The organism is Micromonospora haikouensis (genome assembly GCF_900091595.1).
Taxonomy (GTDB): Bacteria; Actinomycetota; Actinomycetes; order Mycobacteriales; family Micromonosporaceae; genus Micromonospora; species Micromonospora haikouensis.
Genome location: NZ_FMCW01000026.1, coordinates 51,017 through 73,501, shown reverse-complemented (window position 1 = coordinate 73,501; position 22,485 = coordinate 51,017). Strand labels below are relative to the sequence as shown.

Genomic DNA, 22,485 nt, shown 5'->3' with positions numbered 1-22,485 from the left:
ACAACGGGTGGGGTCGGGCCGGGCCCGAGCTGCGCAGGTCGGGCCGGGTCGGATCTGTGCAGGTCAGGCCGGGTCGGGGCGGCGGCGGGCCAGCAGGTGCAGCCGGTCGCCGCGCAGGGCGGTGGACAGCGCCGCGCCGGGCCGCCACGGCGGCGCGGTACGCGGACCCGGCCCATCGAACAACGTCAACACGTCGAAGCCGGCGGTGTCGAGCAGGTGCCGCAGTTCCTGGGGGAACAGCAGTCGCCAGGCCGAGGTCTGCACCAGCGGCTCGGGCGCGCCCGGCCAGCTCCAGGCGCGTTCCCGGCGCAGCAGCTGCTCCGCGTGGTCGATCCACAGCCGGGTCCGCGACGTGTACGCGACGCCGCGCCACGGCACGGTGCGCACCGACGTGCCGTCGAGCAGCTCGGTGTTGCCGAGGAAGAACGCGCCGTTGCGCATCTCGGCCAGCAGCAGCCCGCCCGGGGCCAGGTGCGCGCGGCACCGGGCCAGGAACGCGGTGAGGTCGGCGTTGGTGTGGCAGTAGAGCATGGCGCTGTCCAGGCAGGTCACCGCGTCGAACCAGTCGGCGAGGTCGAAGCCGCGCATGTCGGCGGCCACGAACCGGACGTGCGGGTGCCGGCGGCGGGCATGGGCGAGCATCGCCGCCGACGTGTCGATGCCCGTGGCCGCCCAGCCGAGCTGCGCGAGCCGCCCGGCGTCGCGGCCCGTGCCGCAGCCGACGTCGAGCAGCCGGCGGCCGGGAGGCCCGTGGCGGCGCAGCAGGTCGTCGACGAAGCCGGCGGCGGCGTGCTGCGGGTCGGGGAACTGCGCCTCGTACAGCTCGGGGTTGTCGGTGAGCAGGTTGGCCCCGGCGGCGGCCGGTCCGGTGCCGCCGGCTCCCCCGCTCATGCGGGCACCGCCGACGGGGCGGGCGCGGGCGTCGGGTCGAGCGCGCCCCGGCGGTGCAGCATCCCCACGGCCGCCGCGGAGGCCAGCCCGAGCGCGGCGCAGAGCAACCACGCCACCGCCGGCACCCCGGAGCCGGACCCGTCGTCCATGGCGCGGCCGACGGCGGTCGTGCCGGCCGCCGCGACCACCCCGGAGACCAGGTAGAACAGTCCGAAGTAGGTGCCGGTGAGCCCGTCGCGGGCGAACGCCGGGATCAGCTCCAGCACGAACGGCTGCGCGACCAGCACCCCGACGGCGAGCAGCACGGCCGCGCCGAGCACCGGCGCGAGCCGGACGGGGCCGGCGGGACCGCCGACCGGCGCGAGCGGCAGCACGAAGCCCCCGCCCATCACCGCCAGCCCGAGCGCGATGGCCGGGCCCCGGGCGAGGCGGCGGTGCAGCCAGCGGGTCACCGGCACCTGCCACGCGAGGGTCACCACCGTGGACACGACGAACAGCGCCGCCACGGCCAGCGGATGCCCGCCGGCCCGCTCCGCCTGCACGGGCAGCACCAGGTAGAGCTGGTTCTGCAGGGCGAACATCGCGCTGAGTGCGAGGGTGAAGGCGAGGAAGCGGCGGTCGGTGACGGCCTCGCGCCAGTCCCCCAGCACGCCCTGCCCGCTGCTGCGGGCCGGCTGCGTCGGCAGCACCAGGGCCTGGGCCACGGTCAGCGCCGCGAACACGCCGGCCGCGGCGAGGGCGGCGGCCCGGAAGTCGACCAGCAGCAGCGCGCTGCCGATCAGCGGCCCGAGCAGGGACCCGGCGCTGGCGAACACGTTGAACAGCGCGAACGCCTCGGCCCGCCGGTCCGGGGCGGCCTGCGCGAGGTAGGCCCGCACCGCCGGGTTGAACAGCGCACCGGCCAGGCCGGAGAGCACGGAGGCGGCCAGCAGCGCCGGCAGCGACACCCCGACGGCGAAGACGCCGAAGCCCACGGCGCGCAGCGCGCACCCGACGATGATCACCCCGCGCGCACCGAGCCGGTCGGAGGCGGAGCCACCGAGCAGGAACAGGCCCTGCTGGCTGAGGTTGCGTACGCCCAGGACCAGGCCGATCACGGCGGCGGACAGCCCGAGGTCGTCGGCGAGATAGCCGGCGAGGTAGGGCAGCAGCAGGTAGAAGCCGATGTTGACGCCGAGCTGGTTGACCACCAGCAGCCGGATCGCCGGGGGGAAGCCGCGCAGCGTCGTCCAGGTCGCGGTCATCGGGCCACCGCCTGCCGGTCGGCCCGCGCCGGGCGCACGCCGAGGCCGGGCCCGCCGGGCGTACGCAGGGTGCCGTCGGCGCCGCCGATGCCGGTCCACGGATCGTCGGCGAGCAGCAGGTGCCCGTCGAGGTCGACCCAGCGGGCGTGCCCGGCCAGATGCAGCGCCGGGGCGACGCCGAGCGTGCTGGCGACCAGGCAGCCGAGCATGACGTCCATGCCGTGCCCGGCCGCGGTGTCGATCAGCCGGCGCGCGGCGGCCATCCCTCCGCACTTGGCGAGCTTGACGTTGATGCCGGCGACGGCCCCGGCGAGGCGGTGCACGTCGGCGACGGTGGCAACGTCCTCGTCGGCGACGACGGGCACCGCGACCCGCGCGCCGATCCAGGCCAGCGCGTCCGGGTCGCCGGGCGGGACGGGCTGCTCGACGGCGTCCACGGCGCAGGCGGCGACGGCGTCGAGGACCCGGACGGTCCGCTCGGGCGTCCACGCTGCGTTGGGGTCGAGCAGCAGCCGGGCCGCCGGGGCGGCGGTCCGCACGGCGGCGACCCGGGCGACGTCGTCGTCCGCCCCGGCCTTGACCTTCAGCACCGTGAAGCCGGCCGCCACGAGCCGCCGCGCGGTGGCGGCGGCGTCGGCGGGCGGCACCAGCCCGATCGTGTACGCGGTCGAGACCGCCTCCCGCGCGGGGGCGTCGACGAGCCGCCACACGGGCATCCCGGCGCGCCGCCCGGCGAGGTCGTGCACGGCGGCGTCGAGCGCGCCCAGCACCCCCGGCGCGTCGGCCAGGTCGGCGGCCAGCGCCGGGAGGTCGGCGCGCAGCGCCTCCGGGTCGGCGTACCCGGTGACCCGGGGACGCAGGGCGGTCAGCAGCGCGTCGATGCGGCCCAGGTCGAGACGCTGGTACGCGCTGGTGACGACCTCCCCGTGGCCGGTGCCGCCGTCGTGGGTCAGCCGCACGGCCACCGCGTCGCGGCGGGCCATGACCGACCGGGAGATGCGCAGCGGCTCGGCGAGGGGCAGCGGGTAGGCCCGCCAGTCGAGGTTCACGCCGGCACCCGCTGCCCTCGGGCCGGCTCGGCGGGCCGGCGGCGGGGGTCGACGACGGTGCGGCACCGGCTCCACCGGGTGACCTCCACCGCCCGGGGGTGGGGGATCTCGACGGGGTGGCCCCGGGTGGGGCCGAGCAGCCCCCGCCGGGCGCAGTAGTCGTCGTCGAAGATGGAGTCGAGGTAGCGGTGCGGCCCGTCGGGGAACACGGCGAGGACCCGGTCCCCGGGTCGGGTCCTCGCCGCCCAGGCGGCGACCCGGGCGGTCGCGCCGGTGCTCCACCCGCCGGTGACGAACGCGTGCCGGGCCAGCCGCCGGCAGGTCTGCACGGCCTCGGCCGGGCCGACCCAGTGCACCTCGTCGAAGGCGGCGTAGTCGACGTTGCGGGGGTGGATGCTGCTGCCGAGGCCGCGCATCAGCCGGGCGCGGGCGGGCTGACCGAAGATGGTGGAGCCGACGGTGTCCACCCCGACCAGGCGCAGCCGGGGCCAGTGCCGGCGCAGCGCGCGGGCCAGGCCGGCGCTGTGCCCGCCGGTGCCGACGCTGCACACCAGCGTGTCCACGACGTCGGCCTGGGCGACGATCTCGTCGGCGAGCCCGGCGTAGCCGGACGCGTTGTCGGGGTTGCGGTACTGGTCGGGCCAGTACGCCCCGGGCAGCGCGGCCCGCACGCGGAGCAGCCGGTCGAGGCGGGCCTGCTGCCAGCCGCCGACGGGGTGCGGGGCGTCCACCACCTCCAGCCGGGCCCCGTGGGCGCGCAGCAGCGCCCGCATGGACGGCTCCAGCTCCCGGTCGATGACCAGCACCACGGGGTGGCCGAGGGCCTGCCCGGCGAAGGCGAGGCCGACGCCCATGGTGCCGCTGGTCGACTCCACCACCGGGGCCCCCGGGGCCAGCTCGCCGCGCGAGCGCGCGCCGGCCAGCATGGACACCGCCGCGCGGGCCTTCATCCCGCCGGGGCTCAGGCACTCCACCTTGGCGAGGAAGCCGGGGTGCGGGTGCGGCAGCGGGGCGTCCACGAGCACCACCGGCGTGCGCCCGACGAGATCGAGCAGCTGCGGCGCGGTCATCGGCCCTCCCGGTCGGCGCGGTAGCGGTAGAGCGGCGTGGGGCCGCCGTCGAGCCAGAAGAACGGGTAGGGCTCCGCCGACACGGCGGTCAGCCCGGCCCCGAGGAAGCACGGCAGGACCGCGCTGCCGGACTGGGCGAACGCCACCAGCGGGACCCCGGTGGCCCGGGCGTGGCGCAGCAGCGGCGCGAAGGTGCCGTTGCCGAGGGTCATGCCGGAGGCGAGGATCGCGTCGCAGCGCCGCAGCAGCGCCGCCGCGTCGGACAGGCACGGCTCGTCCCACTCGGTGCGCCCGCCGGCCAGGTCGCACGGCAGGTAGCGCAGGCCGCGCCGGCGCAGCTGGTCGAGCAGGGAGTTGACCACGCCGACGACGAGCACGGTCCGCCCGGGTTCGGCGGGGAGCAGGTCGACCACGGCGGCGGCGCGGGCGGCCGACTTGGCCAGCGACGTGCCGGCGGGCACGGTCACCACGTCGGTCGCCGCGCCCGCGTGCGGGCGCACCCCCATCAGGTACGCGTCGAGCGCGGCGACGCGCACCGGCAGGCTCGGGTGGGCCAGCAGCTCCGCCACGGTGGCGCCCACGCAGTCGTACGCGACGTCGTCGGGCAGCTCGTCGGGCTCGACGGCGCAGGAGCCGACGGCGACGCCGACCCGCAGGCTGAGCACGTGGTTGCGGTAGCCCCGGGCGCGACCGGGGTGGCGGGCGCCCTGCCGGGTGACGAACCCGACGCTGACCCGCTCCCCCGCCGGATCGGGACCAAGGCGGCCGGCGAGCACCGCCGCCATCAGGTCGTCGAGGCTGTCGTGGGGTGCTGCGGTGACGGTGGGGCCGGCGGCCGGGGCGGTCACGCGGCGGCCCCGGCGAGCTGGTCGGCGTACCGGACGTCGAGGGCGGCGACGTGCGCCTCGGCGCGGGCCCGCGCGCCCGGCCCGTCGGTGTCGACGGTCATGACGTGGCCGAGGTAGCTGTTGTTGCTGCTGGCGTCGCCGGTGCGGTGCCCGGCGGGCCTGACGGCCCAGTCCACGACGCCACGGTCGTCGACGAGCCGGTCGGTGCCGGTGATCGTGTCGACGGTGCCGGCCCGGGGCGGCAGCAGGAACGCGATGGCGGCGCTGCGTACGCCGGTGTCGACCGGCGTGGTGTCGGGGCGCTCGCCGAGGGCGAGGCGCGCGTACGCCATCGGCAGGTCGATGCCGGTGACCCGGCGCACGAGTTCGGTGATCTGGTTGCCGGCGGGCCGCGGGTTGACCTCGACCACCCGGGGCCCGGCCGGGGTCAGGCGCAGCTCGGTGTGGGCGACGCCGTGGGTGAGGCCGACGGCGGCGAGCGCGGCGACGGCCGCGTCGGCGGCGGCGCGGGCGTCGGTGGCGGGCAGGTCGGCGGGGAACATGTGTCCGCTCTCGACGAACGCGGGCGCGCCGGCGAGGCTCTTGTCGGTGACCCCGACGACCGTGGTGACGCCGTCGCAGGTGACCGTCTCGACGCTCACCTCCGGGCCGGTGAGCAGCTCCTCCAGCAGCACCAGCGGCACCCGGGGCTGCCGGCGGGCGTTGACGCCGAAGCCGGCCAGCGCGTCGTACGCCGAGCGCAGCTGCGTCGGGTCGGCGACGGCGCGCACGTACATGCCGGCGCACAGGTCGACGGGCTTGGCCACCAGCGGGAAGCCGAGCCGCTCGGCGGCGGCGAGGGTGTCCGCCCAGCCGTCGGTGACCGCGAACGCCGGCCCGGGCAGGCCCGCCCGGCGCATCGCCTCGCGGGCCAGGTCCTTGCGGTACGCGCGGCGCACCGCCGCCGGGTCGGGGCCGGGCAGCCCGAGGTGGGCGGCGACCTCGGCGGCGGTGTGCAGGTAGTAGTCGCAGGAGGTGAGCACCCCGTCGAAGCGCAGGGCGGTGTGCAGCCGGGCGACGTGTGCGGCGAGCGCCGCCGGGTCGTTGGTCTCGGCGGTGACCACGTTGTCGGCGGCGAGCAGCGGGTGGACCTCGCCGGGCGGCGTCGCCCGCAGGTAGTGGTGCAGGTCGCGGGTGAGGAACGTGAACCGGTGGCCGTCCTCCCGGATCGCCCTCGGCAGCAGGGCGCTCATCGCGCCCACCCAGCTCTCGATGACCAGCAGGTGACCCATCAACGACTCCCGTCCTGTTGCGGTGGCGTCCCGCGTACATCTTGTTGGAAACGGTTTTCGTTGTAAAGTCCGCCGCGCCGCGGCCCGCCGCCCGCACGTCCGCCGCCGCGCATCCGTCGCTGCGAACGGCGAGCCGATCACCTGCTCGGAAGGCTTGACCGCCACGGTGACGGCGACGGGCCCGAACGCCCTGCGCGTCGCCACCAAGGGCACCGCGATCACGGACACCGGCGTCCACTTCGACGCTGACCTGAAGCGGGAGTAGCAGCACGCACCGATCAACGTGAATCTTGGTAACTTTCGGCCCTCAGAGGGGCCGTTTCGCACCAAGATCTCTCGGCGTCGCGCCGAGGCCGGGCGTCAGCCCGCGTACACGCGGACCTCGCCCCGCACCGTCGCCGCGACCTGCGCAACGGCGGCGGGCGCGCCCCCCTCGTCGAGGGTGTCGCTCGTCGCCGATGTCGGCGTCGCGGCGCCGGCCCGGGTGGCGGCCCGCGGTTGCCGCACGTCGCGCGGTCGTGGGGCCAGGCGACGACGCGCGACGCCCGGTGGGCGGTGACCGCCGCACGGTTGCCGCACGCACCCGTCGACCGGGCGCCGCTGCTCGACGGGGCCGTTCAGGCCACGGCGGCCCGGTCGGCCGGGTCGACGCCGGCGTAGCCGCCCCGGTGGTAGAGCAGCGGCGAGCCGACGTCGGCGTGCCGCAGCAGCTCGGGTTCGGCGAGCACGATCGCGTGGTCGCCGACGACCACCCGGTCCACCACGCGGCAGAGCAGCCACGCCGGCGCGTCGTCGAGGATCGGCACCGCCTCGGGGCCGACCCGCCACCGGGTCGGGTGGGCGAAGCGGTCGATCCCGGTGGCGGCGAACGTGCGGGCCAGGTCCCGTTGGTGCTGGGCGAGCAGGTGCACCGCGACGTGCCGGGCGCGCGCCACCGTGGGCCACGCCGACGAGGCGAGACCGAGGCAGAAGGACACCACGGGCGGATCCAGCGACACCGACGTGAACGACGTCGCGGTGAAGCCGACCGGCGTGGCCCCGGGGGCCGTCACCACGGTGACGGTGCTGGCCTGCTGACGCAGGACGCTCCGCAGCGAGGTCGTGTCGGCATCGACGATGGGTCCCTGCTGCGGGTCGGCGGTCATCGGAGGCTCCCAGGATCGCACGGTGCAGCCCGGGGTGGGCCGCCCCGGATCGGCCGGGACGCACATCGATGCGGCGTCCGGTGCCTCCGACGCTAACCGACCACCCCCACCACCCGCAAATCCTACTTGAAAAGTAGGGATTTTGGCAACGCCGCGTCGACGCCGGCCAGGACGCCCCCGAGCAAGCCGGATCGCCCGGCCACGGGCCGCCGCGCGCCGGCTCCGGAGCGGACCCCGCGCAGGCAGTCGATCAGGCCGGGCCGGTCGGCACCCGGGCGGGCACGGGCCGCCCGGTGAGCCGACGCAGCGCGAGGTACGCCTCGCAGCCGAGGCAGAAGTCGAACGCCGCGTTGAGGAAGGCCGCGGCCAGGGCCGCCGCCGTGGCGGTCAGGGCGAGCGCCGGCAGGCCGGCGAGGTGCCCGACGGCCGCCAGCAGCATGAACGCCAACCCGACGAGCTGGGCGAACCGCACCGGGGCGGCCGGCTCCCGCTCGGCGGGCGGGTCGAGCCGGGGCGCGACCAGCGCCCGGTAGGCCAGGGCGTACGGGCCGAGGCGCGGGCTCGCCGCCGTGACGGCGAAGACCACCGCCTGGGTGAGCACCAGGGCGAGTGAGCCGGTGATCAGCGCGGCGGCGAGGACGACGGTGGTGACGGCGGCGGCGAACCGGGGGCCGCGAGGGTCGAGCAGCATGGCGTGAGGGTCCGTTCGGCGAGGGGGCGCGCCGTGGCGCGCGGGGGCGACTGTCAGGCGGCGTGGCACGCCGGACAGAGGCTCGCCGCGAGCCGCCCGTGGTCCACCGCTCGCCGTCGGGTCAGTCGCACCCCGCGCGCAGAACCGGCCCCCGACGGCGGCATGGACCCTGACGGCGGCACGGACCCCGAGGGCGGCCCGGACGACCGGCGCGCGGACGACCGCGTGATCGTCACCGGTCGGCTCCGGCCAGCAGCGGCGCGACGGCCGCGACCAGTTCGTCCCGCACGGGCACCCCGGACGCCCGGAGCACCACGCGCCCGGCCGGGTCGACCACCAGCACCGTCGGCGTCCGCCAGACGTCCAGCTCACGGACGGCGTCAAGGTGCTGCTCGGCGTCGACCTCGACCAGCACGACGCCCGGGACGACCGCCTCGACCTGCTCGAGGACCCGGCGGGCCGCACGGCACGGCGCGCACACCGCCGAGGAGAACTGAACCAGCGTCACCGCGCCGGAGCGCGCGCCCAGCCGCGCGAGCAGGGCCCGGTGCGCGTCCTGCGGCGCGCCGGGGCCGGTGCCAGCCCCAGCGGCGGGGGCGACCGACCGGAGGCGGCCGTCGCGGCGGCGTCGCCACCAGCCGAAGCAGGTGGCGAGGCCGAGCACGCCGACGACCAGCAGCACGCCGGTCAGGGTCTGGTCCCGCACCGGTCCAGGGTGCCACAGGACCAGGTCAGCGCCCATCGGCGGTCCGGATGGCGGAACGCCGGCACCGCCGCCCGGCCCGTTCCGCCGCCGCGTCGGCCGCCGCGGGCTCAGCAGGGGCAGCCGCGATCACTCTGTGTGACGCCCACCTGACCCCGCCTGACGCCTCGCATCCCCTTTGCTCTGCACCCATCCGCGCAACACCCAGCGTGAGCTGCGCCTACGCGAGGAACGAAGGGGTGGCGGGGCCGACGCGCGGCTGCGCTGCGTAAAGCGTTGCGCCCTTGGGTGCAGAGCAAAGGGGTGGGCGGATGCCGCCCCCGCCCGACCAGAGCCGCCCCCGCCCGACCAGAGCCGGCTCCGCCCGGCCGGAGCCAGCCGGAGCCGGCCGGATGGCGCATCGCCCTCGCCGGGCGCCGAGCCACCGCCGGCCGCCCTCTGATTCTTGGACAGTTCCGGTCCGTCGCGGACGGGAACTGTCCAAGATTCGCACGCCGCCCGGGGCGGCGGTACGGCCGAAGGCGAGTTGCGGGTGGCGTCAAGCGCCCGCAGCTCAGAATTCCGTCAGCGTTTGCTGTCAGCAACCTGTCATTCGCGGCGGCGACCGCTTTTCCGCCGCGAGACCTATGACCCAATCGAACATCTATCTATGATTGTCGATGCCATGGCGCATTCACCGGCCGTTCACCTACCGAACAGCCGGCGTTCAGGACCGCATCCACCTGCCCTCGAAGAACGGGATCACCATGACCTCGACCACCCGCAGAACCGCCGTCCTCGCCGGGCTCACGGCCACTCTGCTGGCCGGCCCGCTCGCCGGCGCCGCCATCGCCGCCCCGACCGCCACGATCACCCTCAACGGATCCGGCGCGAGCGTAGCGGGCAGCAACGTCACCGTCTCTGGCAGCGCCATCACCATCACGGCACCCGGCTCGTACCAGATCAGCGGCACGCTGAACAACGGCTACGTCAAGGTGGACACCGCCGCCGCCGGAACCGTCGAGATCATTCTCAGCGGCGCCTCGATCACGAACTCGACGTCCTCGCCCCTGTACGTGACCAACGCCGACGCCGTCACTGTCACGTTGGCCGCCGGGACCACCAACAGGCTCACCGACGCGACCACCTACACCACCACCGGCGAGCCGGACGCCGCGCTGTTCAGCGCCGCCGACCTGACCATCGGCGGCACCGGGGCGCTGACCGTGCAGGCCCGCTACCAGGACGGCATCGTCAGCAAGGACGACCTGGTCATCCAGTCCGGCACGATCACCGTGAACGCGGTGGACGACGCCATCCGGGGCAAGGACTCGCTCACCGTCAACGGCGGTGCCATCACCGTCACCTCGACCGCCGGCGACGGGCTCAAGTCCAACGACACGGAAGCCGGAAAGGGCGTCGTCAACATCACCAACGGCACGATCTCGGTCTCCGTCGCCGACGACGGCATCAAGGGCGAGAACGCGCTGAACATCTCCGGCGGCACGATCAACGTGACCCGGTCGTACGAGGCGCTGGAGGCGCTGAAGCTCACCATCAGCGGCGGCAACTCCACGGTCGTGGCCAGCGACGACGCCGTCAACGCCGCCGAGGAGGGCCTCGGCCACATGGAGCCCTCCCCGAACGCGTTCATCCGGGTCACCGGGGGCACGGTCGTGGCCACCGGCGGCACCGACGGGTTCGACTCCAACGGCGAACTCACCTTCGCCGGCGGCACGGTGGTCGCCAACGGCTCCAGCACCCGGGGCGGCGGCGAGGGCGCGCTCGACACCGACGCGACGCTCAGCTTCACCGGCGGCACGGTGGTGGGTGCCGGCCTGACCTCGATGGCCGTGTTCAAGGCGGTGCCGAACACCGGCCAGGGCTGGGTGGCCCCCCGGTTCAGCACCACCTACGCCGCCAACACGATCGTGCACGTCGTCTCCGGCAGCACCGTGCTGGCCTCGTTCCGGGCGTCGAAGAGCTTCCGGGAGGTCGTCATCTCGTCGAACCGCATCACCAACGGCCAGCGGTACGACGTCTACACCGGCGGCAGCGTCAGCGGCACGAACGTCGGCGGCCTGTACACCGGCGGCAGCATCTCGGGCGCGACCCGGGTGTTGACCGGGGTGACCGCCGGCCAGTACAGCGGCGGCATGATCCGCTCCTGATCCCCGGTGCGCCCGGCCAGGACCGCGCGGTCCTGGCCGGGCGGCCCTGGCCCCGCCCTCGCCGCACCCCTCCCCACCTCGCCCCGCACCGATCCGCAGCCCGCGCGCCGACCCCGTACCCCGCGACGCCGGGTAAACCTCAGAGGAGCATCAATGTCACGGTTGGTCCTGACCGGGATGAACCTGGTCGCCGTGGGCCTGCTCGTCTTCGCCCTGTACTTCCCCCGTCATCGGCGGCGGGACCTGGTGGTCGCCTACCTCGGCGTCAACGTCGGCGTCTTCGCCGTGGCCAGCTCGCTCAGCAGCGGCACCGTCGGGGCCGGCCTCGGGCTGGGTCTGTTCGGCGTACTCTCGATCATCCGGCTCCGCTCGACCGAGCTCGACCAGCACGAGGTGGCGTACTATTTCTCCGCCCTCGCGCTCGGCATCCTCGGCCCGCTCTCCGGCACCTCGGTCTGGACGGTCGCCGGCCTGACGGGGCTGATCCTCGCGGTCATGTACGTCGGCGACCACCCCCGGCTTCTGCGCCGCTACCGGCGGCACGTCATGGTGCTCGACACCGTGCTGACCGACCCGGTCGCCCTCACCGCCCACCTCGAACAACAGCTCGGCGCGCGGGTGCACGCCGCCAACGTGGAACGGATCGACCTGGTCAACGACACCACCGTCGTCGACGTCCGCTACTCCCGGCCGAAGGCCACCACGGGTGCCGCCCGGCGACCGGTCGAGACGGGCGCGACGGGCGCGACGCGATGATCCCCCTCGCCACGCCCACCACGGTGCTGGCCGACCTCGCGCCGATCGACCTCGCGGAGCTGACCGGACGCGCCGCCCTGCAGACCCGGTTCGACCGCAAGTACCTGCTCCCGGCCGCCGAGGTGCCGGGCCTGCTCGCCGGGCTCGACCCCGGCACGCAGGTGCTGGAGATCGACGGCCGGCGGTCGTTCCGGTACGAGTCGGTGTACTTCGACACCCCCGACCTCGTCAGCTACCGGCTCACCGCCCACCGACGCCGCCGCCGTTTCAAGATCAGAACCCGGACGTACGTCGATTCGGACCTGTGCTGGCTGGAGGTGAAGACCGAGGGCACGCGCGGCGGCACGGTCAAGCACCGGCTGCCCTACCACCCCGGCGACAGCGGCACCCTGTCGCCCGGCCGGACGTTCGTCGACGGGATCCTCGCGACGCTCGGCACCGGCGGCGGGACCGGCCTCGCGTTCGCCTCGACGCTCACCACCAGATACCTGCGCAGCACGCTGTTCCTGCCGACGACCGCGAGCCGGGCGACCATCGACCTCGGACTGTGCTGGGAAGGCGGCCACGGCGCGCGGCTGGAGCTGCCCGGACTGGCCATCGTCGAAACGAAGACCGGGTCGACCGCCTCGCACGTCGACCGCCTGCTGTGGAGCCACGGCCACCGCCCGGTTGCCGTCTCCAAGTACGCGACCGGACTGGCGGCCCTGCGCCCCGAACTGCCCTGCGCCCGCTGGCGACGCACCCTGCGGCGGCACTTCACGCCGGACGCCGGCACGGAGGCACCGCCGTCGTCGTCGCCGCCGTCGGTCTGAGTCCCCGCGACGTCCGGCGGCGCGGCTGCCGGGCCGCCGGACGGCTCCGGGTCCGCAAGCAGCACGTCGGCAGCCGCAGCGTCGCCGACAGCGCCGCTCGGCCCGCACCGCACGTGCCGACGCCGGGGGCTATCGTCGCCGCATGGTCGAGCTGATCGCGCCCACCGTCCGGCTGCACGACGCCTGGCTCGACGCCCATCGCGAGTGGGGCCCCGGCGTCCACGAGGACGGCTTCGGGCTGCGGCCGAACGACGACGTGAACTCCCCCGCCGGGTTCGCGGCCTGGGTGGCCCGGTTGGTCGAGGGCCCGGAAGCCGGCGGACCGACGGCCGACAGGCGGGTGCCCTGCACATACCGGTGGATCGTCGAGGACGGTCGAGTGCTCGGTGGGATCGCGCTACGGCACGAGCTCACCGACTTCCTGCTGCGTGTCGCCGGCCAGATCGGCTACGGCATCCGACCGTCGGCGCGCCGTCGCGGCCTGGCAACGTGGGCGTTGGGCCGGATGCTCGACGAGGCACGGACGCTCGGCCTGGACCGGGTACTGATCACCTGTGCGGTAAACAACGACGCGTCGGCGAGGACGATCGAACGCCACGGCGGCGTCCTCGACGACGTGCGGGTCACCGAGCTGGGCCCCGTGCGGCGGTACTGGGTAGCGCTGTAGCACCGCCGCACGGAGCCCCGCGACGTCAGAGGGAAGACGTCAGAGGGTACGGGCCAGCCGGTCGGCGAGGACACGGGTGAACCGGGAGGGGTCGGCCAGTTCCCCGCCTTCGGCCAGCAGCGCCATGCCGTACAGCAGCTCGGCGGTGTCGGCGAGCCCGTCGGCGGCGGCGTCCTGCTCGTGGGCCTTGCGCAGCCCCTCCACCAGCGGGTGCCCCGGGTTGAGCTCCAGGATCCGCTTGACCTGCGGCACCTCGTGCCCCATCGCCCGGTACATCTTCTCCAGCGTCGGGGTGATGTCGTGGGCGTCGCCGACGACGCACGCCGGGGAGGTGGTCAGGCGGGTGGAGAGCCGGACCTCCTTCACGCTGTCGGCGAGCTTGCCGGACATCCAGGTCAGCAGGTCGGCGTACTCCTGGCGCTGCTGCTCGCGGGCGGACTCGGCCTCCTTCTTCTCCTCCTCGGTGTCCAGGTCGACCTGGCCCTTGGCGATGGACCGCAGCGGCTTGCCGTCGAACTGGCCGACCCGCTCGACCCAGACCTCGTCGACCGGGTCGGTGAGGATCAGCACCTCGTAGCCCTTGGCGCGGAAAGCCTCCATGTGCGGCGAGTTCTCGATCATCGACCGGGACTCGCCGGTCATGTAGTAGATGTCGGACTGGCCGTCCTTCATCCGCTCCACGTAGTCGCGCAGGCCGGTCAGCTCGGCCGGGTCGTGGGTGGAGGCGACCGAGACGACGTCGAGGATCGCGTCGGTGTTGTCCGGGTCGTCGAGCAGGCCCTCCTTCAGCGCCGGGCCGAACTCCGACCAGAAGGTGCGGTACTTCTCGGCCTCGTTGGCCTTCAGCTCCTTGACGGTGGCGAGGATCTTCTTCACCAGCCGCCGGCGCACCGCCTGGATCTGGCGGTCCTGCTGGAGGATCTCCCGGGAGATGTTGAGCGACAGGTCGTGCGCGTCGACGACGCCCTTGACGAAGCGCAGGTAGTTGGGCATCAGCGCTTCGCAGTCGTCCATGATGAACACGCGCTTGACGTAGAGCTGCACGCCCCGGCGGGCCTGCGGGGCGAACAGGTCCACGGGCGCGTGCGACGGCAGGAACAGCAGCGCCTCGTACTCGAAGGTGCCCTCGCCCCGCATGTGGATGGTCTCCAGCGGGTCGGCCCAGTCGTGGCTGACGTGCTTGTAGAACTCCTTGTACTCGGCCTCGTCGACCTCGCTGCGCGGCCGGGCCCACAGCGCCTTCATCGAGTTGACGGTCTGCACCTCGCGGGTGGTCTCGTCGCCCTCGCCCTTGCGCTCGACCGTCATCCGGATCGGCCAGGCGATGAAGTCGGAGTATCGCTTGACGATCTCGCGGATCTTCCATTCGGCGGTGTAGTCGTAGAGGTGGTCGTCGCTGTCCTCGGGCTTGAGGTGCACGGTGACGGCGGTGCCCTGCGGCGCGTCGTCGACGGTCTCCACGCTGTAGGTGCCCTCGCCGGTCGACTCCCAGCGGGTGCCCTCGCTCTCCCCGGCGCGGCGGGTGAGCAGGGTGACCCGGTCGGCGACCATGAACGTGGCGTAGAACCCGACGCCGAACTGCCCGATCAGGTCCGCCGACGCCGCCGAGTCCTTCGACTCGCGCAGCTTCGCCAGCAGCTCGGCGGTGCCCGACTTGGCGATCGTGCCGATCAGGCGGACGACTTCCTCGCGGGACATGCCGATGCCGTTGTCCCGGACGGTGAGGGTGCGCGCGTCGCGGTCGACCTCGATCTCGATGTGCAGGTCGGAGACGTCGGCTGCGAGATCCTTGTCGACCAGGGACTCCAAGCGGAGCTTGTCCAACGCGTCGGAGGCGTTGGAGATCAACTCCCGCAGGAAGACGTCCTTGTTCGAGTAGATCGAATGGACCATCAGCTGGAGCAGTTGGCGCGCCTCCGCCTGGAACTCCAGCGTCTCGATCCGGTTGCTCACACCGACCCCCTTCAGTGACTTCAGATGCCTTCGTGGTGCCTTCGCGCACAGGATACGAGCCGTCGCTGCCCGTCGCGACACCCGCCCGCTCACGTGACCCCGAGGGCGAGCGCTAGCTGCACGATCGTGGCCGGGGCGTGCGGGTCGCGTACCACCTGGGCCAGCACCGACCGGGCGGCCGGGCGGTGGCGCACCTCGGCCGGCGCCGTGCGATCGGCGTCGACCAGGGTCCGGCCGGCACTGGCCGGGTCGTCGGCCTGAAGGTAGGCGCGGGCGGCGTCGAGCAGGTGCGCGGCCCGGTGCTCGGCGGGCAGCCACCGCCAGGCGTCCCGCCGGGTCGTCCGCTCGTGCCAGGTCACGGCCGCGCGGGCCGCGCCCAGCTCCACGGCCGCCGCGACCCGCGCCGAGCCGACCGTCGTCGGCCCGAACCCCGTCCGGTGGTGGTCGTGCCTCTCCCCCACCCGGTCCGCCATCGCGGCGGCCTCGCCGAGCAGTTCGGTGGCGGAAGCCTCGTCACCGTGGCGGGCGGCGGCCAGGGCCGCCTGGACCAGCAGCGCCCCGCACAGCGACAGTTCCTGCGGCGTACCGTCGTCGGGGTCGGCCGGGGCGATCCGGTACGCGGCGGCCAGCGCCGCCGACCTCGCCGCCCGCGCCCGGCCGGACGCGCGCAGCGCCTGGCCGAGTTGCACCACGGCGGCGGCCACCAGCGCCCGGTCGCCGGTCGCGGCGGACACCGCCCGATCGGCGGCCAGCCAGGCCAGGTCGGCCTCGCCGACCTTGACCAGCAGTGCGGCCGTGATCCGGTACGCCTCGACCAGCGGCCCGCGCCCCGCCGCGGGATCGCGGGCGTGGGTGCGCTGCGCGTCGGCCAGCAGCGGCGGGAGCAGGTCGACGAGCTGCGGGTACCGGGCATGCTGGTAGGTGATCCACCCGTGTCCGACCTGCCGCGCCAGCCGGTCGGCGGGCACGGCGGGCCGCTGGGTGGCGCGGCCGAGCGTGATCTCGTACGCCGACAGGGCCGCCCGGATCCGCTCGACGCCCTCGGCGCGTTCGGTCGCCTCGGCGGGCCGGGCGTCGCGGCCGAGCAGCACCGCCGCGTCGATGCGCAGCACGGCGGCGATATCGTGCAGGATGGAGACCCGGTCGAGGGCTCGGACGCCTCGCTCGACCTTGTCGACCCAACTCTTGGACTTGCCCAGCCGGTCGGCCAGCATCTGCTGCGACAGTCGCCGCCGTCCCCGCCAGTACGCGACCCGCCGGCCGACGGGCAGGAGGTCACCGCTGTCCACGCCGCCACCGCCGGTCCGGCACCGCCCGGGTCGTCTCCTCGGCCGGTATCCGCTCCGCCTCGGCCTGTGCGAGCAGCCGCTGCCGGGCTGCCTCCCGCTCCGCCTGTTGGATCTGCTCGCCCCGACCCTCGACCGGCCCGTCGTCGCTCATCGTCCCGCCTCCGTTGCCAGGGGCGCGGCGCAGCGGCCCAGGGAAGGACCGCCACCGCCACACCCGGTGGAAGGGACGCGACCGCCAGTGCCCGTGGGAGATCTTGGAAGGAAACGGCCCCTGGAGGGGCCACCATCTTCCAAGATCTCCATCGCGTCCCTGCCCTGACGCTAGAGCAGTCGGAGTGACGGAAAGATAACCGTGAGTTAGATTCCGTGTGGTTCCGGGTCCAGTGGGTCGACGCCGACCCGGGTCGCGAGATCCCGCAGCTCGGCGGTGCCCCGTCGGCGGGCGTCCCGGACCATCTGCCCGACGATCTCCCGCACGCTCGGCCGTGACCGCAACTCTGCGGGCGACGCGTTATCGGCCTCCAGGAACGCCAGGATCGCCCGGTCCTGGTCGCCAGCCGCATACCACCCGCGCCCCGCGTCCAGGTGCAGGCGGCATCGACGGTTCGCGCTGCGAATCTGGGACCGGTCGACGCGCCGGGCCCGCTCTGGCGCACGCTCAGGGGTGCCGTTCTCGACGGCCACGCCCACCCGCCAGATGCCGCAGTTCGCCGGCGTGAACTCCATCCGCCAGGGGTCGGACCCGGCCCGACGCGCGGCGCTCTCCGCCTCGGCCAGGTGCCCATCCGGGTCGCCGGTGCCCAACGATGCCGCCGACATCGCGGAGTGCAGGTGGAGCATCCCGTACCAGGTCAACGCCGCGTCGTCGCCCGTGTCGCCCAGTCGTTCCGCTGCGCGCGTCGCCACCACCAGCGACCGCCGCCGACCACCGTGCGTGCCCGACGACAGGGCACTCTGCGCGGCGGCGAACGCGGCGGCTGCGGCCTCCGCCGGCCCGGCCAGCGCGGCGACCTGCTCGGCGCGCTCGGCGTACCGCGCCGCCAGGTCGATGTAGCCGAACGGCTTGATGGCGAGCACAGTGGTCACCGCCGCCCGTACGAACAGTCGCGGTCCCTCCGGGTGCCCGGAGTCGGCGAGCTGTCGCGTGGCGGCAACCAGATCGGGCAGCAGTCGAGCCAATGCCTTGTAGTCGCAGGCCATCCGGGCCGCCATCGCCTGATCCACGGACGCCCGCAGCTCGGCTGGGTCCAGCAACCGTCCCGGCTCCTCGGGGTCGTCGTCGAGGGCACCGCGCAGCGCCGGAACGGTGGTGTAGATGGCGAGATCGTCCTCGCTGCGTGGCGCGTGCGGCTGCCCGGTGAGGTCGGTGACGCTGACGCCGAGAGCACTCGCCAGGGCGATGAGCCGCGACCGCTTCGTTACCGGCCGCCTACCCGACTCGATCATCGAGATGTAGGAGGCGGTCACACTGATCCGATCGGCCAGTTGCTGCTGCGTCATCCCGGCGACGTCCCGCCATCTGGCGACGCGCAGCCCGATGTAGTCGGCCATGACTCCTCCTGGACGAGATCGACGACGTTCGGCGTGGAGCCTGCACAACGGACGGTACGTGCAGTAACGCTTCGCGGCCAGTCCAACACAGGGAGCAGGCGAACGCGTCGGCGCAGGGCCAGACGTATGGTCAGCTTTCGAATGCCGCCAACAGCGAGCGGACGTCGCCGGCAGGCTGACTCCCCGGGGGTCGTTGGGGATTCGTCGGCATTCCCAGGGCCTCCAAGTTCGTGCGCGCGTCGCCCAGTTCGGGTGCGAGGGCGTGCAGCTCGACGACGAACTCGACCAGCCGACCCTGGTCATCGACGGTCGCGGTGAACGGGACCGCCCGGACCCTGTCGCCGAACTTCCGGCACAGTTCCTCGTTCGCATACCAGGTGGCCGTCAGGTCGACGGCACCGGCGAGCCGCCGCTTGCCCGTGGCCGCCTGCTCGCCGCCGCTCTGCACGCTCACCACCGCGTCGACCAACCGGCGCGCGCCGCCCAGGTCGGTGGGGTCGACGTCCAGGTAGCTGCCTGCGGGCACCTCGGCCCTGGACAGCGAGTACATCGTCCCGAAGCTGATCCCCGGCACGTTGAGCATGGCGAAGTACACGTCGTCCTCTTCTAACGTCACGAGGATCATCCGGTCGTTCCTCTTCAGGGTGTAGGACATCGTTGCGGTGCGTCTCCGCGCGTCCATCACCCCCTGACCGGTGGCCGCCGCCGAGTCGGTGGTGACCCGGACCGGCTCCCGCGAGATCCAACCGACGGCGGCAGCCAGCTCCTCGCTCCCGCCCTGCCGCCCGACCGGGGAGGCGTCGGAGCGGCGGCACGACGCCTCCGTCGTCGAGACGGAAGCCTGCTGCCCGGAGTCGTCCGGACCACAACCGGTGGCGGCGAGAACGGCGGTCAGGGCCGTCACGATGGCGACCAGACGTCGAGCCTGCATGTAGGGGGTCACCTCACGATGGAAGGACGAAGCCGCCACCACGGGTCACGGCACTGTGGATCATAGGCGGTGGCTGACGCCGCTCAGCCGGCCGGTGACACCGGGGCGAACCGGTCGAGCGCGGCGCGCAGGTGCCCACGCAGGGCGTCGCTGCCGGTGTGCCCGGAGTCGTCGACCACGATCAGCTCCGCGTCGGGCCAGGCGCGGGCCAGCGACCACGGCGTCTCCAGCGGCGCGCCGAGGTCGAAACGCCCGTGCACGAGCACGCCGGGGATGCCGGCGAGCCGGTGGGCGTCGCGCAGCAGCGCGTCGTCGGCGAGCCACATGCCGTGGGAGAAGTAGTGCGCGCAGAGCCGGGCGAACGCGACCTGGTCGTCCGGCGGCTGGTCGCGGTAGACGTCGGGCGTGCCGTTCGGTTCGAGGGAGACGACGGCGTCCTCCCAGGTGAGCCAGGCGATCGCGGCCCGCTGGCGGACCTGGGCGTCCGGGTGCTCCAGCAGCCGGGCGTACGCGGCGAGCAGCTCGGCGGCCGAGCCCCGGCCCGGTGCGATCGCCGGGCGGTCGGCGGCCGGCACGGCGTCGACGAACCGCCGCCACTGCTCGGGGAAGAACCGGCCGACACCCCGGTACAGCCAGTCGATCTCCGACCGGCGGCTCATCGTGACCCCGACGAGGACGATCGCGCTGACCCGCTGCGGGTGGCGCTGGGCGTACGCGAGGCCGAGGGTGGAGCCCCACGAGTTGCCGAACAGCAGCCACCGGTCGACGCCGAGGTGCTCGCGCAGCCGCTCCATGTCGGCCAGCAGGTGGTCGGTGGTGTTGTGCCGCAGGTCGGCGGCCGGGTCGCTGGCGTGCGGGGTGCTGCGCCCGCAGCCGCGCTGGTCGAACTGGACGAGCCGGTAGCGGGCCGGGTCGAACAGGCGGCGCGTGCCGGGCGACGAGCTGCCGCCGGGGCCGCCGTGCACGGCCACGGCCGGCCTGCCGTCCGGGTTGCCGGACACCTCCCAGTAGACGAGGTGCCCGTCGCCCACGTCGAGCATTCCCTGGTCGTACGGCTCCACCACGGGATGCCCCATCAGGCCGCCCGTCCGGTCACGGCGTCGAGGGCGCGGGTGAAGTCGGCGAGCAGGTCGGCGGTGTCCTCGATGCCGGTGGAGACCCGCACGAGGCCCTCCCCGATGCCGGTGGCGGCGAGCTGCGCGGTGTCGACGATCCCCGCCCACATGGAACGCGGGTGCACCACGAGGGTGCTGACGCTGCCGAGGCTGGCGGCCCGCTTGGCCAGCCGCAGCTCGGCGAGGAGGGTGGCCGCCGCCGGCTGGCCGCCGGCCAGGTCGAGGCTGAACACGCCGCCGTACCCGCTCATCTGCCTGGTGGCCAGGTCGTGCTGGGGGTGGCTGGGCAGCCCCGGGTAGCGGACCCGGGCGACCGCCGGGTGCGCCTCCAGCTCCCGGGCCAGGGCGAGGGCGTTGTCGTTGTGCCGGGCCATCCGCAGCGGCAGCGTGCGGATGCCGCGCAGCAGCAGCCAGGAGTCGATCGGGCCCAGCGTCGCGCCGGTGACGATGGCGGTCTGCCAGACCCGGTCGACCAGCTCGGCGGAGCCGACGACCACCCCGGCGGTGACGTCGGAGTGGCCGCCGAGGAACTTCGTGGCGCTGTGCCAGACCAGGTCCGCGCCGAGGGCCGCCGGCCGCTGGTTGACCGGGGTGGCGAACGTGTTGTCCACGACGGCGTACGCGCCGTGGGCGTGGGCCAGCTCGATCACGGCGGTCAGGTCGGTCAGCTCCAGCAGCGGGTTGCTGGGGGTCTCCACGAGCAGCAGCCGGGTGCGCGGGGTCAGGGCGCGGGCGAACGCGTCGACGTCGGTCTGGTCGACCTGGGTGCAGGTCACCCCGAACCGGGTGAGCAGGCCGGTGGCCAGCGAGGTGGTGCCGCCGTACGTGCTGCGCTGCACGATCACGTGGTCCCCGGCGCTGAGCAGGGCCAGCGCGATGGTGGTGACCGCGCCCATGCCGGAGGCGGTGACCAGGCCCGTCTCGACGCCCTCCAGCTCGGCGACCACGGCGGCCACCTGGGCGTGGTTGGGGTTGCCGTAGCGGGTGTAGAAGGCGTCGGGGCGCACCTGCGTGGCGACCTCGGTGAACCGCTCGTCGCTCTCGGCGCCGAACGTGGCGCTCTGCACGATCGGGGGCGACACCGCGCCCGTGGGGTACAGGCCGTCGTCGCCGTGGATCGCGGTCGTGCCGATGCCGGTCACCGGTGCTCCTCATGCTGGTCGGATCGTTGCCCGGGGTCGGGCGGGGGGATGACGACGGGGCTTGGCGCGGGCGCGGGGGCGGCCCGGTCGCGCAGCATCCGCTGGCTGTCGCGCTGGCGGCGCAGCACCGCGTCGTCGAGGTCGGCGACGGCGAGCCCGGCGGCGGTGCCGGCGGCGGCCAGGGCCCGGCCGTCGGGGCCGTACACGGCGCTGTGGCCGGCGAAGCGCCAGCCGCCGTGCGCGCCCGCGTAGTTGGCGAACAGCACGTAGCTGGTGTTCTCCAGGGCGCGGGCCGGGAAGTAGACGCCGCGCCGGTGGTCGGAGTCGCCGACGGTGAACGCGCCGGGCACCAGGTAGGCGTCCGCGCCGGCCAGGGCCAGGCCCCGGGCGTGCTCGGGAAAGCTCGCGTCGTAGCAGACGCCGAGACCGAGCCGCCAGCCGCCGACCTGCACCATCGTGTCGGTGTGGCCGGCGACGAACACCGCGCGCTCGTCGGCGTCGAGGTGCCGCTTGTGGTAGGTGGCGGACACCGCGCCGTCGGGGCCGACGACGAACGCGGCGATGGCCCAGCCGTCGGCGCGTCGGGCGCAGCCGCCGACCACGGCGGTCACCCGGTGCGCCCGGCAGGCCCCGCCCACCGTCCGCAGGACCGCGTCGCCCACCTCGACCTCGCAGCGGGCGACGTCGGCGGCGAGCAGCGGGTAGTCGTACCCGCACAGCGACAGCTCGGGAAAGACGACCACGCGGGCGCCGAGGGCGGCGGCCTCGGCGACGGCCGCGACGTGGGCCGCCGCGTTGCCGGCCAGGTCGCCGCCGACCGCCTCGATCTGCGCGGCGGCGACCCGCAGCGGCTCCCGCACCGGGTCGTCGTCGCCCGTCACATCGCCCCCAACCACCAGCGCAGCCCGAAGAAGACCGCCAGCCCGACCGTCCACACGATCATGAACCGTTCGACGAACAGACCGGTCACCAGGGTGACCAACCCGGCCACCAGGTAGGGGATCGTGACCACGGTGATCTCGACCCGGTTGTCGACCGGGGCGAGCACGGACGGCACGGCGATGGCGGCGAGCAGGGCCGCCGGCAGGTAGCCGAGGAACGTCTTGACGTCGGCGGGCAGCTCCCGGTCGCGGAAGACCAGCAGCGGGACGTACCGGGGGGCGAAGGTCGCCAGCCCCATGCCGAGGATGAGCAGCAGCATGGACAT

23 protein-coding genes are annotated in these 22,485 nt (G+C 74.4%); 4 read left to right on the top strand and 19 right to left on the bottom strand.

Annotation, left to right across the window (positions count from 1 at the left end; all coding sequences use genetic code 11):
- Window positions 1–63: 63 nt before the first annotated feature.
- From GA0070558_RS24275 to GA0070558_RS24235, 10 genes are all read right to left on the bottom strand, one after another.
- Window positions 64–891, bottom strand: coding sequence for a methyltransferase domain-containing protein (locus tag GA0070558_RS24275; protein ID WP_091283906.1), 828 nt, complete (start codon window positions 889–891; stop codon window positions 64–66).
- Window positions 888–2,135 (bottom strand): MFS transporter, encoded by a 1,248-nt coding sequence (locus tag GA0070558_RS24270; protein WP_091283961.1) that lies wholly within the window; start codon window positions 2,133–2,135, stop codon window positions 888–890. Before GA0070558_RS24270 ends, GA0070558_RS24275 begins: the two co-directional genes overlap by 4 nt.
- On the bottom strand, window positions 2,132–3,184 hold the full coding sequence (locus tag GA0070558_RS24265; RefSeq protein ID WP_218107075.1) for an enolase C-terminal domain-like protein: 1,053 nt from the start codon (window positions 3,182–3,184) through the stop codon (window positions 2,132–2,134). The genes GA0070558_RS24270 and GA0070558_RS24265 overlap by 4 nt, the downstream gene beginning before the upstream one ends.
- Window positions 3,181–4,254 (bottom strand): PLP-dependent cysteine synthase family protein, encoded by a 1,074-nt coding sequence (locus GA0070558_RS24260; RefSeq protein ID WP_091283904.1) that lies wholly within the window; start codon window positions 4,252–4,254, stop codon window positions 3,181–3,183. The genes GA0070558_RS24265 and GA0070558_RS24260 overlap by 4 nt, the downstream gene beginning before the upstream one ends.
- Window positions 4,251–5,102 carry a Rossmann-like domain-containing protein gene (locus GA0070558_RS24255; protein ID WP_176734360.1) on the bottom strand — a complete coding sequence of 284 codons (852 nt, stop codon included), beginning with the start codon at window positions 5,100–5,102 and terminating at the stop codon, window positions 4,251–4,253. The genes GA0070558_RS24260 and GA0070558_RS24255 overlap by 4 nt, the downstream gene beginning before the upstream one ends.
- On the bottom strand, window positions 5,099–6,373 hold the full coding sequence (locus tag GA0070558_RS24250; protein ID WP_091283901.1) for an ATP-grasp domain-containing protein: 1,275 nt from the start codon (window positions 6,371–6,373) through the stop codon (window positions 5,099–5,101). The genes GA0070558_RS24255 and GA0070558_RS24250 overlap by 4 nt, the downstream gene beginning before the upstream one ends.
- Window positions 6,374–6,733: 360 nt before the next feature.
- The gene (locus GA0070558_RS33540) at window positions 6,734–6,880 is read right to left on the bottom strand and encodes a hypothetical protein (RefSeq protein WP_176734359.1); all 147 of its coding nucleotides are present in this window, start codon (window positions 6,878–6,880) and stop codon (window positions 6,734–6,736) included.
- Between the two features lie 110 nt (window positions 6,881–6,990).
- A complete protein-coding gene (locus GA0070558_RS24245; RefSeq protein WP_091283899.1) occupies window positions 6,991–7,518 on the bottom strand; it encodes a flavin reductase family protein in 528 nt (175 codons plus the stop codon).
- Window positions 7,519–7,768: 250 nt separating this feature from the next.
- A complete protein-coding gene (locus GA0070558_RS24240; RefSeq protein WP_077940181.1) occupies window positions 7,769–8,209 on the bottom strand; it encodes a DUF4395 domain-containing protein in 441 nt (146 codons plus the stop codon).
- 232 nt (window positions 8,210–8,441) lie between these two features.
- The gene (locus GA0070558_RS24235; RefSeq protein ID WP_256092102.1) at window positions 8,442–8,915 is read right to left on the bottom strand and encodes a TlpA family protein disulfide reductase; all 474 of its coding nucleotides are present in this window, start codon (window positions 8,913–8,915) and stop codon (window positions 8,442–8,444) included.
- A 656-nt stretch (window positions 8,916–9,571) separates the two neighbouring features.
- On the opposite strand from GA0070558_RS24235, the gene GA0070558_RS24230 reads away from it, so the two are divergent.
- The 4 genes from GA0070558_RS24230 (at window position 9,572) to GA0070558_RS24215 (ending at window position 13,297) form a co-directional block, all read left to right on the top strand.
- Window positions 9,572–11,062, top strand: a complete 1,491-nt coding sequence (locus GA0070558_RS24230) for a carbohydrate-binding domain-containing protein (RefSeq protein ID WP_091283894.1) — start codon at window positions 9,572–9,574, stop codon at window positions 11,060–11,062.
- A gap of 153 nt (window positions 11,063–11,215) precedes the next feature.
- Window positions 11,216–11,818, top strand: a complete 603-nt coding sequence (locus GA0070558_RS24225) for a DUF4956 domain-containing protein (protein WP_091283892.1) — start codon at window positions 11,216–11,218, stop codon at window positions 11,816–11,818.
- Window positions 11,815–12,630: a polyphosphate polymerase domain-containing protein gene (locus tag GA0070558_RS24220; RefSeq protein WP_091283890.1), complete on the top strand. Its 816-nt coding sequence runs from the start codon at window positions 11,815–11,817 to the stop codon at window positions 12,628–12,630. The genes GA0070558_RS24225 and GA0070558_RS24220 overlap by 4 nt, the downstream gene beginning before the upstream one ends.
- 142 nt (window positions 12,631–12,772) lie before the next feature.
- Entirely contained in the window at window positions 12,773–13,297 is a 525-nt protein-coding gene (locus GA0070558_RS24215; RefSeq protein ID WP_091283888.1) for a GNAT family N-acetyltransferase, read from the top strand.
- A 39-nt stretch (window positions 13,298–13,336) separates the two neighbouring features.
- Here GA0070558_RS24215 and htpG read toward each other — a convergent pair whose 3' ends face one another.
- The 9 genes from htpG to GA0070558_RS24175 form a co-directional block, all read right to left on the bottom strand.
- Window positions 13,337–15,250, bottom strand: a complete 1,914-nt coding sequence (gene htpG, locus GA0070558_RS24210; RefSeq protein ID WP_091283886.1) for a molecular chaperone HtpG — start codon at window positions 15,248–15,250, stop codon at window positions 13,337–13,339.
- 89 nt (window positions 15,251–15,339) lie between these two features.
- Complete coding sequence (locus GA0070558_RS24205) at window positions 15,340–16,539, bottom strand: helix-turn-helix domain-containing protein (RefSeq protein WP_256092101.1); 1,200 nt, start codon at window positions 16,537–16,539, stop codon at window positions 15,340–15,342.
- Window positions 16,526–16,690: a hypothetical protein gene (locus GA0070558_RS33535; protein ID WP_176734358.1), complete on the bottom strand. Its 165-nt coding sequence runs from the start codon at window positions 16,688–16,690 to the stop codon at window positions 16,526–16,528. Before GA0070558_RS33535 ends, GA0070558_RS24205 begins: the two co-directional genes overlap by 14 nt.
- 206 nt (window positions 16,691–16,896) lie before the next feature.
- A complete protein-coding gene (locus GA0070558_RS24200) occupies window positions 16,897–18,090 on the bottom strand; it encodes a helix-turn-helix domain-containing protein (protein ID WP_077940175.1) in 1,194 nt (397 codons plus the stop codon).
- A 130-nt stretch (window positions 18,091–18,220) separates the two neighbouring features.
- A complete protein-coding gene (locus GA0070558_RS24195) occupies window positions 18,221–19,021 on the bottom strand; it encodes a hypothetical protein (RefSeq protein WP_141722305.1) in 801 nt (266 codons plus the stop codon).
- Window positions 19,022–19,104: 83 nt separating this feature from the next.
- Complete coding sequence (pip, locus tag GA0070558_RS24190) at window positions 19,105–20,097, bottom strand: prolyl aminopeptidase (protein WP_091283884.1); 993 nt, start codon at window positions 20,095–20,097, stop codon at window positions 19,105–19,107.
- Window positions 20,097–21,278, bottom strand: coding sequence for a trans-sulfuration enzyme family protein (locus GA0070558_RS24185; protein WP_077940172.1), 1,182 nt, complete (start codon window positions 21,276–21,278; stop codon window positions 20,097–20,099). Before GA0070558_RS24185 ends, pip begins: the two co-directional genes overlap by 1 nt.
- On the bottom strand, window positions 21,275–22,174 hold the full coding sequence (locus GA0070558_RS24180; RefSeq protein ID WP_218107074.1) for a carbon-nitrogen hydrolase family protein: 900 nt from the start codon (window positions 22,172–22,174) through the stop codon (window positions 21,275–21,277). Before GA0070558_RS24180 ends, GA0070558_RS24185 begins: the two co-directional genes overlap by 4 nt.
- Window positions 22,156–22,485, bottom strand: coding sequence for an AzlD domain-containing protein (locus tag GA0070558_RS24175; protein ID WP_141722304.1), 330 nt, complete (start codon window positions 22,483–22,485; stop codon window positions 22,156–22,158). The genes GA0070558_RS24180 and GA0070558_RS24175 overlap by 19 nt, the downstream gene beginning before the upstream one ends.